Here is a 14,388-nt window from a genome sequence, read left to right as displayed (position 1 = left end):
GGACAAAATGAAAACATTTATTTTGACGAAGAATTATATAAAAATCGGTTTAAAATAGAGAGGAGTTTTGCGTGGCTTGATGGTTTTAAAAGATTGATTATAAGATATGAAACCCTAAACACAACTTGGATGGCTATGTTGTATATAGGGATTATACTAACATTTATTCGAAAAGTTTAAACAAGTTTGTAAACAAGTAAATTTCTATTCTTTTTTATTTCCTCCCAATCCTTTCAAAAAATTGTTTATCTGTTTTTTAGCTTCTTTTTTTGCCTCTTCTTTAGCTTTTTCTTTAACTTCTTCTTTCGCTTTGGTAATTACACTATCTTTATTATTGATTAACCCATCAACAATTTTACTCGTTTTTCCTGCTGTTGTAGAGTCTGTTTTTGATGAAATTAGAGTTTTTAGTGCATCAGTTCCTTTGGCTTTCAAATTGTTAATTTGACCTTCTGCTATCTGAGAAACCAAATTTGTAACAGCTTGTTTCATATCGGTTGATACTTTAGGTGATTTGAAAGTTCCTTCAACAGAAGCAATCACAGGAATGTTATTAATTTTTTTCTGGTTTTCAGGTGTCAGTTTTGATAGTAGAGAATTAGCTTCATTTCCAAGCATTTGAGGAGGAACATTGAATGTTAGTTGATAATTCATCGTTTGGTTAAAGCCGTGTGAACCATCTACATTGATAGCTACATCTTTGTATTTCAGAGTAAAAGGCTTAAATTTTACTTTTCCATTTTCAAATTGTAAGGATATTTTTAAGTCATTCAGATTTAAGTTTGATAAATTCAAACCCGAAAAATGTGAATCTAAAGATGAAAGTAGAGGTGATTCTTCAGTTTTAACTCTGGAATTAATAAGCGAAGCTAATAAATTTCCCGAAATTGTATTCAAATTTGGAGTTAAATCATCGTTTAATTTTCCACTAACATTGATGTCTGTACTTATAAAACCTTGAACGACATTGGCTATTGGAGCTATTTTTGCCAACATATCAATATTTTTGAAAGCTTCAGGGACATTGAGTTTGTTCATTAGTAATTTAACATCAAAATCAGGAATACTTTCTTTCGTTGAAACATTTCCACTTATAGCAATTTTTCCTCCAAAAATATCTGTACTTAAATTTTCTAACGAAACTTTTTCATCTCTGACAATCAATTTTCCACTAACATTTTTTAGTTCCAAATTATCATAAACTACAGTGTTGGCACTAGCAGAAAATGTACAATCCAAGAAAGAAGGAATTTTTAATGTAGCTTTAGGAGAAGTGTCCTTAGAATTTTCTGTGGTTTTAGACTCTGATTCTGTGTTTTTTTGTGCAGATGAAGGTTGTAAAAAGTCATTTATAGCTAATTTATCTGATTTCATAACGAAATTTCCTTCTAAAATTCCTTTTTTAAATAGAAATCCGTAAAGATTATCAAATCTTCCTTTTAAATTGATGTCTGATTTACCTGTTTTTGCTGAAAAACTACTTAATTCAATATGTGAAGGACTGAAATTTAGCCCAGCGTCATTAATATAGAATGGTTTTGCGAATTCTTCCCCATCATACACAAATTGCTGTAAAGAAGCATTTCCTTGACTTTTTATATTCTGGTATTGTTGTTTTTCTACAGAGTTCATATCTAATTGTGCAGAAATATCCATTTTTAATATTCCTGATAATTTTTTATCCAGAGATATAGGGTATGCTTGAGAGAGATTTGCTAAATTTATAACTCCTTTTAAATCAGTATCTATATAGGGATTTTTAATCAGATTAACCACATTTGCTCGTGCAGAAAAATGGTCTTTGTCAATGGTCATCGTGAATTTATTCAGATTAACCTTTGTATCATCCAAAATTCCGGTATCGTTATTTACCTTTAAATCAATATTAATATTTTGTATCGTTTTAGGTAAATTAGGATATTTGAGTGATGCGTTTTGTGAAAACATTTCAATGCCAAAAGTCGGGATTTTCTCTTTTGTGAATTCTCCTTTTACATTCCCATTGACGGTGAAATTTCCTGTAGTTTTCACATTTTCAATACTTTTTGAATATTGCTCTGGAATTAGAGCTAAAAAGTTTTGAAAAGAAGAAGAAGGAGTATTGAAAGTCAGGTCGTAACGTTGTCCATTTTCTAGTAGTTGTATAAATCCATCAAAAACTAGGTCTAATCGATTAATGACAGCTTTATTTTCTTTGAAAGTATATTTTTGTTGGTTCAAATCAATTCCTAAAATAGCATCTAATGAAATGGGAATTTTATTCATAAAATTGCTTTTATCCATCGAAAAAGAGATATTTGCAGTGGTTTTTGTTTCCAAATCCAAAATTTCATTAGAAAAATTTCCTTTCCCTTTATGATTGATTTCATCAAGGGTTAAAAGCATATTTCCATCATCATTTTTAAAAGTAAAATTCATATTTTTGACTGAATAGGATTCGATTTTTAGGTTGAAAGAATTTGGGTCATTGCTTTTACTTGTCGTAGCTTCAGAAGGAATAGCAATATCGTAATTTCCTTTTCCCTCTTCATTGAAATGTATAAAGACAGAAGCGTCTTTCAAATCGAACCCAAGAATGTTGTAATTTCCTGAAATTAAGTCAGTAATGCTTACCTTTAAATTCATTTCTTTAGCAGAAAATAATGTGTCTCCTGCAAAAGGTTCTTTGTTGATAATCTGGAAGTTAGTAAGAGCGATAGAAGCTCTTGGAAAGTTTCTGAACAAACTCACAGAAATATCTTCTAAAGAAGCGACCGCATTAATATTTTTATTTACTGAAGCAATTGCTTTTTCTTTGATAGTATCTTTAAAGAGATAAGGAATTGCTATCATTGCTAAAATTATGACAATCAGAATTATACTTCCGATTTTGAAAATTTTTTTTTCTGTTTTCATTATAAGGTTTTGTTTCTGGAATTATTTGATTTTTTAGAGAAAGAATACAACGCTATTTGTTTTTTCGGTTTAGAATTCGATATTCTTCATAACAACTGCTGATAGCTTCAAGAATCTGTAAGTCATTGGCTGACAATATGAAATCATTTGAGTAGTTACACGAACGGATAACATCTTCCAGCTCACTTCGGCTTATTTGGAGTAACTCTAATAAAGTTTCTCGGTCGTATTTTGTAGCAAGAAGGTCACTTAACTGGTTATCTTCACGCATTTTTTGCAGTTTTCTCATTTCTCTTCCTTTTGAACCGAATGTTCGATAAAGAAAATCAACAGGATTGAAGATAGATCCAATAACACGATTTATAGCACTTGAGCCTGAACGACTTTCATAACCAATTTCTAAACCTGAAATACTGTAACGCTTGTTCTCATTTATAGGGATATTTTTTGCATCAATATCTAAGAAACCTGTTAATTTATAAGGAGTTATAACCACTTCTTCTAATGCGTAAGCAAGTTCTGTCATACCAATTTTAGTTCCAGAAAATTTGAGCATATCATTGGTTACCTGCACTTTCATTGATTTATGTCCTAAAAATGAAAAATACAAAGTGTCATTTATTGCAGCACGAATTTTAAAATTACCATCGTTGTCAGTGGTTGTCCCTCTAACCTTGTTTAAGTTCAAAATATGTACGTTGGGGATAGGTTTGTTTGTTTGTACACTGAATACATTTCCTTGAACTTCAGATTCTTGAGCAGTTGCAAGATGAACAAATACAATTGTTAGTATGAATAGTATTTTTTTCATATAATGTTTTTTACTCTGAATTTTACAATCTTATCATATAATCAAAGGATAAAGATATGAAAATAAAACAAATAAATGATAAACTGTTTTGCTTTTTGTTTTTATTTAACAAATTTTGTAGAGTATTAAAAAAGAGTGAAGATATCTCTCCACTCCTTAATAATCAAAGCATTATGGAATTATTTTCGTCTTTTTCTTTTATTGAAGGCTTTTTCAAAAGCTTGTGAGGTTTTTTGCTCTCTTTTTCCTTTTGAAGATTGTTTTTCAGAAGAATTACGAGCTTTATCATTGCGTTTTCTGCCTTTTGAGTCTCTATTTTTTTCTTTCTGACTTTTTCTACCTCGTTCTCTTCCTCCTTCTTGTTTTGATGAAATTTCTACGTTGATAAAGCGACCATCTAATTGAAAATCATTGAATGTATTCATCACCAAATCAGTATTTTCTGCTTCAGTGTTAAAGAAAGAGAAACTATTTTTTACGTCTACCTTGAAAACATCATCTTTTCCCAAATCAAGAGTTGCTTTTAGGAAATCTTTTAAAGTTTTCCAATCATAACCATCTCTTTCTCCTACATTTATGAAGAATCGGACTTCATTGTCATTCGAATTAAAGTCTTTTTCTTCCGAGTTATTCAAATCCTTTGAATTTTTATAGTAGTTGAAGAATCGGTTAAATTCCACTGCAACCATTTTTTTAATAAGTTCTTCTCTGTCAACCCCTTGAAGAACATCATTTATTGCAGGTAAATAATCCTCAATAGCTTGATCTACAGTTACATTTTTGATATTATTAGCTAAATGATATAGTTGAATTTCACAGATTTCAATTCCACTCGGTAGCTTTTTCAGTTCAAAAGGTTGCTGAATGATTTTTTCAATGGCTTTTATTTTTTTAACTTCGCTTTTAGGAATAATAACCATCGACACACCTGATTTACCTGCTCTTCCTGTGCGTCCGCTTCTGTGAGTGTATGTTTCGATTTCATCAGGTAGCTGATAATGAATAACGTGGGTTATATCATCAACATCAATTCCTCGTGCCGCTACATCTGTAGCTATTAGCATTTGTATTTGTTTGGCACGGAATGCTTTCATTACTAAATCACGTTGGTTTTGACTCAAATCACCGTGTAGTGCTGCTGCATTATATCCGTCTTCAATTAATTTTTCTGCAACAGATTGTGTATCTTTCTTTGTTCTACAAAAAACAACAGAAAAAATATCAGGATTTGCATCAGCCAATCGTTTTAGTGCTTCATATCTGTGTCGTCCATTTACAACATAGAATTCGTGACGTATACTATTTGAGGCTTGGTTTCTTGCTCCCACTGTAATTTCGAGAGGTTTATACATAAACTGACGAGCAATTTTAGCTACTTCGTTAGGCATTGTAGCTGAGAAAAGCCACGTGTTTTTCGTATCTGGAGTATGTGATAAAATGGAAGTGATATCTTCGTAAAAACCCATATTCAGCATTTCATCGGCTTCATCTAAAATACAAAAGTTTATATTTGAGATGTTTACAAAATTTCTACGAATCATATCTTGCATACGTCCAGGAGTAGCAACGATAATTTGAGCTCCTTTTTTTACGTTACGAGCCTGTTCTTCAATACTTGCACCACCATAAATAGCAACCACATTTACCTTTGGGATGTACTTTGAATAAAGCTTTAATTCTGATGCTATTTGCAAACACAATTCACGTGTGGGAGATAGAATAAGCCCCTGTGTTTCACGATTTTCTGGGTCTATTTTTTGTAAAAGAGGAAAGCCAAATGCTGCGGTTTTTCCTGTGCCTGTTTGTGCCAAAGCAACCATATCAATGTTCTCTGAAAGTAATGAAGGGATTGCTTTTTGTTGTATTTCAGAAGGATTTTCAAAGCCCATATCAGCTACGGCTTTGAGTATAGGTTCACTAAGCCCTAATTGTTTAAATGAATTCATATATAAATTTTACGGGGCAAAGGTAATCAATTAATTGGGAAAAAATCGTTAATTTTTCGTTTTTTATTGTTCTAAATAATTTATTTTTGCAAAAAAACGAAAATGATACAATTCTTACGTTATTTACTTTTTCCAATTTCCATTTTGTACGGAGTGATAGTTCGTTTACGTCATTTGTTGTATGATTATGAAATATTTAGTTCTACAACATTCAATGTTCCAATTATTTGTGTAGGAAATTTGAGTATTGGAGGCACGGGAAAAACTCCAATGGTGGAATATTTGATAAGAAGTCTTCAACCTCATAAAAAAATAGGAGTTATCAGTCGTGGTTATAAACGAAAGACAAAAGGCTTTGTACTTGCAAATGAAAAATCGACAGTTCTTGATTTGGGTGATGAACCATTTCAATTTTGGAGAAAATATTCTGAAATTATTTTGGCAGTTGATTCTGATAGAGTTAGAGGTGTTGAAAAATTGCTAAAATTGCAAAATCCTCCTGATGTTATCTTGCTTGACGATGCTTTTCAGCATAGGAGGATAAAAGCTCAAAAGAATATTGTATTAACTTCGTATAACAACTTATATTCAGATGATTATCTTTTGCCAACAGGAAATTTGAGAGATGTTGTTTCAAGAGCTAAAAAGGCAGATGTGGTTGTTGTTACTAAATGTCCGACCAATATTTCGGAGGAAAAGCGTAAAGAAATTAAAGAAAAATTGAAAAGAAATGTAACACAAAAGGTGGTTTTTACAACAATTTTTTACTCTAAAAAGATATATTCACAAAAAGAAACGATTAATTTACACGATTTTTTGAAGATACCTTTTGTGGTTGTTACAGGAATTGCGAATCCTCTTCCGTTAATTCAGTTTTTAGATGATAATCAGGCAAATTACAAACATTTACAATTTTCTGACCATCATAATTTCACAAATTCAGAAATAGAAAAATTGAAAAAAGAATCACGAATATTAACTACGGAAAAAGATTTTGTTCGTTTGCAAAATCAATTAACTAATATTTATTATCTGCCCATTGAAACTGAGTTTGTAAGTAAATCTGAAGAAAGTGTTTTTTGGGAAATATTAAACATTTAGTTTGTTGTTTTATTAGTTTGCCACTAAATATGAATATTATTAAACTTGATACTATAGATTCCACCAATAATTATTTAAAAAAATTAGCAAATTCAGAAGAAAAATTGCCAAATTTTTTAGTTGTCTGGACTCCAAATCAAACTAATGGAGTGGGGCAGTATGGAGCCAAGTGGGTAACTGAATCTTTTAAAAATCTGACTTTTAGTGTTTTATTTTTACATAAGAAATTTGATTTAACACAATATTTCTTCCTGAATATGCTCACAGCTATAGCCGTTGCGAAAACTATTGAAGAAATGGCAATCTCAAATGTAAAGATAAAATGGCCTAATGATATTTTGTTAGAGAAACACAAAATAGGTGGAATTTTAATTGAAAATGTGATTAGAGGTACGAATATAGAAAAAAGTATTATAGGAATAGGTTTGAATATTAATCAGACGGATTTTTCTGAATTGCCAAGAGCCTCATCTCTTCAAAAAATCACTAGAAAACAATATGATATAGAGTCTGTTATGAAATCTATTCTTTTCAATTTACAGAAAGAATTCACAAAGTTGGAAGAATCGCAATTTGCAGATATTTATCCAATTTATCAAAAATACCTTTTCCAGTTGAATAAAATTTCTGCCTTTCGTCCGAAAAATGGAAAAGATTTTTCAGGAATCATAAGAGGTGCACTTCCTTCAGGGGAGCTTCTTGTTGAAACAGAAAATGAAGAAATCAAACAATTTGCTTTAAAGGAGATACAATTATTGTATTGATTTTTAGTGCTTTGATTTATAAAAGAAAAATCGACCTCAGAAAAGAGGTCGATATGAAAAAGAAAATATTGATAATTATTATTTTTCAATCATTTGCTGAAAATCAGTTTCGCTAATCATTGGGATACCTAATTTTTCTGCTTTTTCTTTTTTACTTGGTCCCATATTATCCCCTACAATTACGTGACTGGTTTTAGATGAGATAGATGAACCTACTTTTCCGCCGTTTTGTTCAATCAGATTTTTAATTTCATCACGAGAGAAAATCTGGAAAACTCCTGATACTACAATAGTTAAACCTTTTAGCTTGTCGGTTTGATTTTGTATATTTTCTTCTGAAACTGAAAATTGCAATCCGTGATTTTTTAATCGCTCTATAAGAAGTTGATTCTGTTCATCACTAAAGAAAGAAATAATACTTTCTGCAATCCGATTTCCAATTTCATCTACTTGTGTAAGTTCTTCTAATGTAGCATTTTGTAAGTTATCAATATTTTTATAATGACGGACCAATTTCTTTGCTACAGTTTCTCCCACATAACGTATTCCAAGGGCAAAAAGCACACGTTCAAACGGAATTTCTTTTGACTTTTCAATACCTTTAACTATGTTCTCAGCACTTTTTTCAGCCATACGTTCCAAAGGCAACAACTGCGGAATGATGATTTCGTACAAATCTGCATAATTTTTTATAAGTCCTTCTCTAAAAAGCAACTCCACTGTTTCTCCTCCCAAACCTTCAATATCCATTGCTTTTCGGGAAATAAAATGTTGTATTTTTCCAGTAATTTGAGGCGGACAGGCATTGGTATTAGGGCAGTAGTGTTGTGCTTCTCCCTCATTGCGAATTAAATCTGTTCCACACTCTGGGCAATTTGATATATAGATAGTTGGATTAGAATTTTCAGGACGTTTTTCAAGATTTACACCTACAATTTTTGGAATGATTTCACCTCCTTTTTCTACATACACTGAGTCACCAACACGAACGTCTAATTTCGAAATTTGGTCTGCATTATGTAATGAAGCTCTTTTCACGATGGTTCCAGCCAGTAAAACAGGTTTCAGATTAGCAACGGGGGTGATGGCTCCCGTACGCCCAACTTGATAGGAAATACTTTCCAATATTGTACTTACTTGTTCAGCTTTGAACTTATAAGCAATTGCCCAACGTGGTGATTTTGAGGTATATCCTAATTCCTCTTGTTGTTGAATATCGTTTACTTTTACTACCACTCCGTCAATTTCATAAGGTAAATCGTGACGATGTTCGTCCCAATAATTTACAAAATCCATTACCTCTTGTGTAGAATGGCATAATTTGGATTCTTTAGGAACTTTAAATCCCCATTCACGTGCTTTTTGTAGTCCTTCGTATTGTGTTGATATTCCAGTATTTCCAATCAAAGAATAGAGTAAACAATCAAGAGGCCGTTTAGCCACTTCGGCTGTATCTTGTAATTTGAGGCTTCCACTGGCGGTATTTCGAGGATTCATATATGGGTCTTCACCTGCATCTACACGCTCTTTATTCATTTGCTCAAATCCTTTTTTAGGTAAGATGATTTCTCCTCGTATGTGAAATTTTTCGGGATAATTACCTTGTAATTGTAAAGGTACACTTCTGATGGTACGTACATTAGCCGTAATTTCATCTCCCTGAAAACCGTCTCCTCGTGTGGTTGCTTGTATCAACTTTCCATTTTCATAATATAGACTTACCGAAGCCCCATCATATTTTAACTCACAGGTAAAGGCAATTTTATCGATGCCGATCGCTTTGATAACTCGTTTTTCCCAATCTTCTAAATCTTCTTTAGAGTATGAATTATCAAGCGAATACATCCGAAATTCGTGTGCAATAGTTTTGAAATTTTTGGTAATAGTTCCACCTACACGAACCGTTGGAGAATTTTCGTCATAAAATTCAGGATGAGTTTTCTCTAATTCTTGTAACTCTTTTAATTTCAGGTCAAATTCATAATCTGAAATAGTCGGATTATCTAAAATATAGTAGTTGTAATTATGTTGATTGAGTTCTGATCTGAGTTGCTCAATTTTAATTTTTATACTCATAACATTGAATTTATAAATCAAAAAAAGCTATCTTTTTCGATAGCTCTTTTCTAATTTTTTTAAGTTTTACTTTTCGTAAACTCCTTCTTTTTTGAAATGCTTTGCCAACAGATAGTAAACAACTGCACGATATTTACTTTTGTTTGATTTTCCGTACGTTTCGATTACAGATTCAATGGCATTATCCAATTCTGGACCATCCTTCAAACCAAGTTTTTTGATTAAGAAATTTTGTTTTACACGATCCAATTCAGTTTTGTCTGAACCTGCAACTGTTGATGAATCAGCATTATAGATTGAAGGTCCCAAACCAATCGTTACTTTTTTTAAGAAGTCTAAATCAGGTGTTACACCACATTTCTCCTTTAAATCTTTGGCATACAATTCAATAAGTTCGTCTCTTTTACTCATATTGACTTTTGTTTTAATAATTAAAGCGTAAAGCTAAATCAATTTTTCAAGAAATGAAAATAGTTTAACAAAACTTTATCGTTTTCTAAACGAGGAGTGTTGATTTCTAATAGTTTAGGACGTTCAGAATCATTAAAGAAAGTTTTTAATTCAATTTTTAAAGACTCTAAATCATTTGTTTGAGAATAGCCCCACTGATACATTTTGCATAAATGTTCTGCAGTAAGTTGGTGAGGGGTTTCAAAATATGTTTCAAAATTTTTATCAGATTTGTCTCCTGGCAAAATTCGGAAAATTCCTCCTCCTTGATTGTTAATCAGTATGATACGGAAATTTTTTGGAGTATATCTGTTCCAAAGACCATTACTATCGTAGAAAAAACTTAAGTCTCCAGTAATCAGTAGAGTAGGGGTTTTACTTCCTACTGCGGCACCAATTGCAGTTGATATACTTCCATCAATACCACTTGTGCCTCGGTTACAAAAAATTTTCCAAGAAGGATTTAGCTTGAAAAGTTGCGCATAACGAATTGTGGAACTATTACTTAATTGAACTAATTGGTTATCAGGTGTTTTTTTAAATATTTCTTTGTATATCTTTAAATCAGAATACGGAATATCAGAAATATATTTTAAATGTTTTTGATGTATTTCTTCATTGATTGTAAGCCATTTGCGTTTGTATTCTGAATCATTTTTTTGTAATTCAGAACTTAAAGAATCAAAAAAGAAATTTATATCTGTTTGGAAATGATTTGTTAAGCAAAAGTAGGAATCATAACCTTTGTATAAATCAATGTGATAGTGATGTTTAGGTTGAAATTTTCGTAAAAATTCCTTTATTTTTTTTGAAACAACCAAACCTCCAAAAGTAAGTAATAATTCTGGACGTAATTCTTCTTTCAAAGTTTTATCTTTTTCTGTGAAAGTCAATAATTTATCAATATAAGGGATAAAATTATCATTATGAAGATTTGAGGTTGTTTCAGTTAAAACCAAAACAGAAGGGTCGTTGGCTAAAAGTTCTATATACCTTTTTTCCAGACTATTAGGAGCTAAAACACCAACCAAAACCATTTTTTTTGCCGATTTGTTCCAATTTTTAACAAAATCCGCTTTTCCTTTCGGATTTATATAAGGCTCTATTTTTTCAATGATTTGATTTTCAAAAGAATATGATTCTTCTGTAGTTAGATACAGAGGTTCTTCGAAAGGTACGTTTATATGAACAGGAGCTTGTTGTTTTATAGCTGTATTTAAAGCCCTATTTAGCTCATATTCATTACTTTTATTATTTGATGTTTTGTCAGATAAATTTGCGTTATAAGCACTATGATTGGCAAAAACATTTTGCTGACGAATGGTTTGTCCATCTCCAATATCAATTTTATCCAAAGGGCGATCAGCAGAAATTACAACCAAAGGAATGTCGCTATAAAAAGCCTCACTTACAGCAGGATAGTAATTCAACAGAGCTGAGCCAGAGGTACAGACAACTGCTACAGGACGCTTGATTTGCTGAGCAACTCCCAATGCAAAAAATGCAGCACAACGCTCGTCAACAATGCTGTAACAGGTAAAAAAGGAATCGTTTGAAAACCCGATAGTTAGGGGAGCATTTCTGGAACCAGGCGATATTACAATATGGTTTATATTTTTCGCTTTACAAGCCAGAATAACCATTTGTGCGAGTTCTATGGCAGGTCGCTTCATAATGAGTTTAATTGTTTAATCTTGAATGGATTCTTGTTCTGTGTTTTTTAAAATATCAGCAGGAATTGTCTTATTTAATTTTTTTGTCTTATCAAAAAATAAAAAGTATACACAAGTTATAAACCAACTTAGCCAAAATAAATAAAACCCAGAATGGAAGCTGAATTTCATCATTTTATGATTGGTAGTCGTAAAATCAACATATGTAAGGTATGTACCTGCTATTCCTATGATAATGAATAGAATACAGGTTGAAATTTTAATTTTTGGACTTATTTTTTTGGAAAGTTGTATTGTTAAAATTAACACAAATTGTATAGTAAAAAGTAACAAAGCTGTTTTCCACCACGTTTTGAAAATCAAGTATTCACGATACATCGTGCTGATGCCGATGCGTCCAATGAATGACATTTTTGAAATTAAAACACTTGAAATAACACTTGATAGGGCTTGGAAAAGTGTCAAGGAGATTAAATTTTTCATATCTATTTTACAATTTTCCAACCAGAGTTTTCATCATATTTTAGCTTAAATTTACGACTGATAAACATCAATTTTGGATTTGGGTCTTTACCAAAGTGATAGAATGGAGTTTTTTCCTTATCCAATATGGCAGTGCAAATAGCTATTTTTTCGTTATTTTTTTCTATATTTATTTGCTCTTCATTTAGTTTGTAAATGATTGTTTTTACGATAGAAGTTTTTTTATTGTGACTTACGATGTAGGGTAATGATGCCTTCGTCAGTGTAGGCTCAACTATGTACACACTATCCTTTGAGAACCATTTCTTTCTGACTTTTTCATTGTTAATTTCGACGTATCCATTATCAACTAAGTTTTCAATGGCTTTAATGAGTTCTTTATCTTTCTTAGCTTCAAGACGTTGTTTGTCAGTGCTGAACTTTCCAGTTTCGTATAAAGGTTTTTCTCCTAAATATGCTGAAATGAGAAGTTTCGCATCGTTAGGACTTAATTCTTTATCCGATTTGCACGAAGCAAAAAAGAATACTACTAAAATTATTGAAAAATATGCTTTCATAATGTTTTAAATTAGCTATAAAATTCTTATAAAACAGATAGTTATTGGTTATTTTCCAAACCAGCCTTCTCTATCCAAACTTCGATATTGAATTGCCTCTCCGATGTGATGTTGTTTTACGTTTTCGGATTTTTCCAAATCAGCAATGGTTCGGGCTACTTTCAGAATTCGGTCGTAAGCACGTGCAGAAAGATTCAGCCGTTGCATTGCATTTTTGAGAAGTTCTAACGAAGCCTCGTCCAATTTGCAATATTTTCGGATTTGTTTGGTGTTCATTTGTGCGTTGTAATGAATGTTAGGATATTCACTAAATCGCTGTGTCTGAACATTTCGTGCTTCAATCACTCGCTGACGGATAACATTGCTACTTTCAGCTTTTTGCTCACACGAAAGTTTTTCGAAAGGTACAGGATTTACCTCAATATGGATATCAATTCGGTCTAACAAAGGTCCTGAAATTTTGCTTAGATAACGTTGCATTTCGGCAGGTGTTGAGGTAACAGGAGCATCGGGGTCGTTAAAATAGCCACTTGGACTCGGATTCATACTCGCCACCAACATAAATGAAGCAGGGTATGTAACAGAAAATTTAGCTCTTGAAATGGTTACTTCTCTGTCTTCCAAGGGCTGACGCATCACTTCTAATACGGAACGCTTAAATTCAGGAAGTTCGTCAAGGAAAAGAACGCCATTATGAGCCAACGAAATTTCACCTGGTTGCGGATAAGCACCTCCGCCCACCAAAGCCACATCTGAAATGGTATGATGCGGACTGCGAAATGGGCGATGACTCATCAATCCACTATCTTTAATTCGCCCCACTACGCTGTGTATCTTGGTGGTTTCCAATGCTTCGTGTAGGGTCATTGGTGGAAGAATACTGGGTAATCGTTTGGCTAACATTGTTTTACCTGAACCAGGCGGACCAATCAAAATGATATTATGCCCACCTGCCGCTGCAATTTCCATACATCGTTTTATGGATTCTTGTCCTTTAACATCTGCAAAGTCAAATTCAGGAAAATCCAAGTTTTTGAAGAATTCTTTTCGAGTGTCGATTTCTGTTTTTTCGAGATTTTTTTCTCCGTTGAAGAAATCAATCACATCTTTGATATTTTCAACGCCGTAAACTTCCAAATTATCAACTATGGCAGCTTCTTTGGCGTTTTGAGCAGGTAGAATGAAGCCTTTAAAACCCTCTTTACGTGCTTGTATGGCAATGGGCAAAGCTCCTTTTATAGGCTGAAGACTTCCGTCCAAAGAAAGTTCACCCATAATGATATATCTCTCTAAATCATCAGCTTGTACTTGTCCGTTAGCGGCTAAAATTCCGATAGCAAAACTTAAATCGTACGCTGAGCCTTCCTTTCGCATATCGGCAGGAGCCATATTGATAGTAATCTTTTTTCCAGGAATTTTGTAGCCGTTATTTTGTAGTGCTGCTCCAATACGATAGCTACTTTCTTTAATGGCACTATCAGGTAGCCCCACCAAATGATATCCAACGCCTTTATCAATGTTGACTTCAATGGTAATGGTGGTGGCTTCTACCCCAAAAACAGCACTTCCGTATATTTTTACAAGCATAAACTGAAAAAAATTAAGTACAAAAGTACTCAAAAGAAAACATAA

General features: G+C 32.5%; 12 protein-coding genes. 3 read left to right on the top strand and 9 right to left on the bottom strand.

Translation table 11 applies throughout. From position 1 onward, the window contains the following. Positions 1-180: transposase (locus YW9_RS0104820; protein ID WP_018279061.1), on the top strand; the 180-nt coding region annotated here is incomplete at its 5' end. 24 nt (positions 181-204) lie between these two features. Here the strand turns inward: YW9_RS0104820 and YW9_RS0104815 are convergent. The 3 genes from YW9_RS0104815 to YW9_RS0104805 form a co-directional block, all read right to left on the bottom strand. Beyond that, a complete protein-coding gene (locus YW9_RS0104815; RefSeq protein ID WP_018279060.1) occupies positions 205-2,895 on the bottom strand; it encodes an AsmA-like C-terminal region-containing protein in 2,691 nt (896 codons plus the stop codon). 52 nt (positions 2,896-2,947) lie between these two features. Continuing rightward, positions 2,948-3,706 carry a carboxypeptidase-like regulatory domain-containing protein gene (locus tag YW9_RS0104810; RefSeq protein ID WP_018279059.1) on the bottom strand — a complete coding sequence of 253 codons (759 nt, stop codon included), beginning with the start codon at positions 3,704-3,706 and terminating at the stop codon, positions 2,948-2,950. Between the two features lie 179 nt (positions 3,707-3,885). Then, entirely contained in the window at positions 3,886-5,652 is a 1,767-nt protein-coding gene (locus YW9_RS0104805) for a DEAD/DEAH box helicase (protein WP_018279058.1), read from the bottom strand. A gap of 102 nt (positions 5,653-5,754) precedes the next feature. On the opposite strand from YW9_RS0104805, the gene lpxK reads away from it, so the two are divergent. Both lpxK and YW9_RS0104795 read left to right on the top strand, forming a co-directional pair. After that, positions 5,755-6,753 (top strand): tetraacyldisaccharide 4'-kinase, encoded by a 999-nt coding sequence (gene lpxK, locus YW9_RS0104800; RefSeq protein ID WP_018279057.1) that lies wholly within the window; start codon positions 5,755-5,757, stop codon positions 6,751-6,753. Positions 6,754-6,782: 29 nt separating this feature from the next. After that, positions 6,783-7,517, top strand: a complete 735-nt coding sequence (locus YW9_RS0104795; RefSeq protein ID WP_018279056.1) for a biotin--[acetyl-CoA-carboxylase] ligase — start codon at positions 6,783-6,785, stop codon at positions 7,515-7,517. Positions 7,518-7,595: 78 nt separating this feature from the next. Here the strand turns inward: YW9_RS0104795 and ligA are convergent, their stop codons facing one another. The 6 genes from ligA to YW9_RS0104765 form a co-directional block, all read right to left on the bottom strand. After that, complete coding sequence (gene ligA, locus YW9_RS0104790; RefSeq protein ID WP_026193824.1) at positions 7,596-9,587, bottom strand: NAD-dependent DNA ligase LigA; 1,992 nt, start codon at positions 9,585-9,587, stop codon at positions 7,596-7,598. Between the two features lie 72 nt (positions 9,588-9,659). Further along, positions 9,660-10,004: a DUF2853 family protein gene (locus YW9_RS0104785; protein ID WP_018279054.1), complete on the bottom strand. Its 345-nt coding sequence runs from the start codon at positions 10,002-10,004 to the stop codon at positions 9,660-9,662. A gap of 38 nt (positions 10,005-10,042) precedes the next feature. Then, positions 10,043-11,716: a 2-succinyl-5-enolpyruvyl-6-hydroxy-3-cyclohexene-1-carboxylic-acid synthase gene (gene menD / locus YW9_RS0104780; protein ID WP_018279053.1), complete on the bottom strand. Its 1,674-nt coding sequence runs from the start codon at positions 11,714-11,716 to the stop codon at positions 10,043-10,045. Between the two features lie 15 nt (positions 11,717-11,731). Next, complete coding sequence (locus YW9_RS0104775; protein WP_026193823.1) at positions 11,732-12,199, bottom strand: hypothetical protein; 468 nt, start codon at positions 12,197-12,199, stop codon at positions 11,732-11,734. 2 nt (positions 12,200-12,201) lie between these two features. Then, positions 12,202-12,756, bottom strand: a complete 555-nt coding sequence (locus YW9_RS0104770) for a hypothetical protein (protein WP_018279051.1) — start codon at positions 12,754-12,756, stop codon at positions 12,202-12,204. A gap of 48 nt (positions 12,757-12,804) precedes the next feature. Then, positions 12,805-14,343: a YifB family Mg chelatase-like AAA ATPase gene (locus YW9_RS0104765; protein ID WP_018279050.1), complete on the bottom strand. Its 1,539-nt coding sequence runs from the start codon at positions 14,341-14,343 to the stop codon at positions 12,805-12,807. Positions 14,344-14,388: the final 45 nt, after the last annotated feature.

It is taken from the genome of Capnocytophaga cynodegmi DSM 19736 (assembly GCF_000379185.1).
GTDB classification, from domain to species: domain Bacteria; phylum Bacteroidota; class Bacteroidia; order Flavobacteriales; family Flavobacteriaceae; genus Capnocytophaga; species Capnocytophaga cynodegmi.
This window is presented reverse-complemented; position numbering and strand designations above follow the sequence as displayed.

Bases quoted from the DNA above. Each gene is read 5' to 3' on its own strand.
- YW9_RS0104805 (WP_018279058.1), bottom strand. From the start codon at position 5,652: ATGAATTCATTTAAACAATTAGGGCTTAGTGAACCTATACTCAAAGCC.
- YW9_RS0104785 (WP_018279054.1), bottom strand. From the start codon at position 10,004: ATGAGTAAAAGAGACGAACTTATTGAATTGTATGCCAAAGATTTAAAG.
- lpxK (WP_018279057.1), top strand. From the start codon at position 5,755: ATGATACAATTCTTACGTTATTTACTTTTTCCAATTTCCATTTTGTAC.
- YW9_RS0104775 (WP_026193823.1), bottom strand. From the start codon at position 12,199: ATGAAAAATTTAATCTCCTTGACACTTTTCCAAGCCCTATCAAGTGTT.
- YW9_RS0104815 (WP_018279060.1), bottom strand. From the start codon at position 2,895: ATGAAAACAGAAAAAAAAATTTTCAAAATCGGAAGTATAATTCTGATT.
- YW9_RS0104795 (WP_018279056.1), top strand. From the start codon at position 6,783: ATGAATATTATTAAACTTGATACTATAGATTCCACCAATAATTATTTA.
- YW9_RS0104810 (WP_018279059.1), bottom strand. From the start codon at position 3,706: ATGAAAAAAATACTATTCATACTAACAATTGTATTTGTTCATCTTGCA.
- YW9_RS0104770 (WP_018279051.1), bottom strand. From the start codon at position 12,756: ATGAAAGCATATTTTTCAATAATTTTAGTAGTATTCTTTTTTGCTTCG.
- menD (WP_018279053.1), bottom strand. From the start codon at position 11,716: ATGAAGCGACCTGCCATAGAACTCGCACAAATGGTTATTCTGGCTTGT.
- YW9_RS0104765 (WP_018279050.1), bottom strand. From the start codon at position 14,343: ATGCTTGTAAAAATATACGGAAGTGCTGTTTTTGGGGTAGAAGCCACC.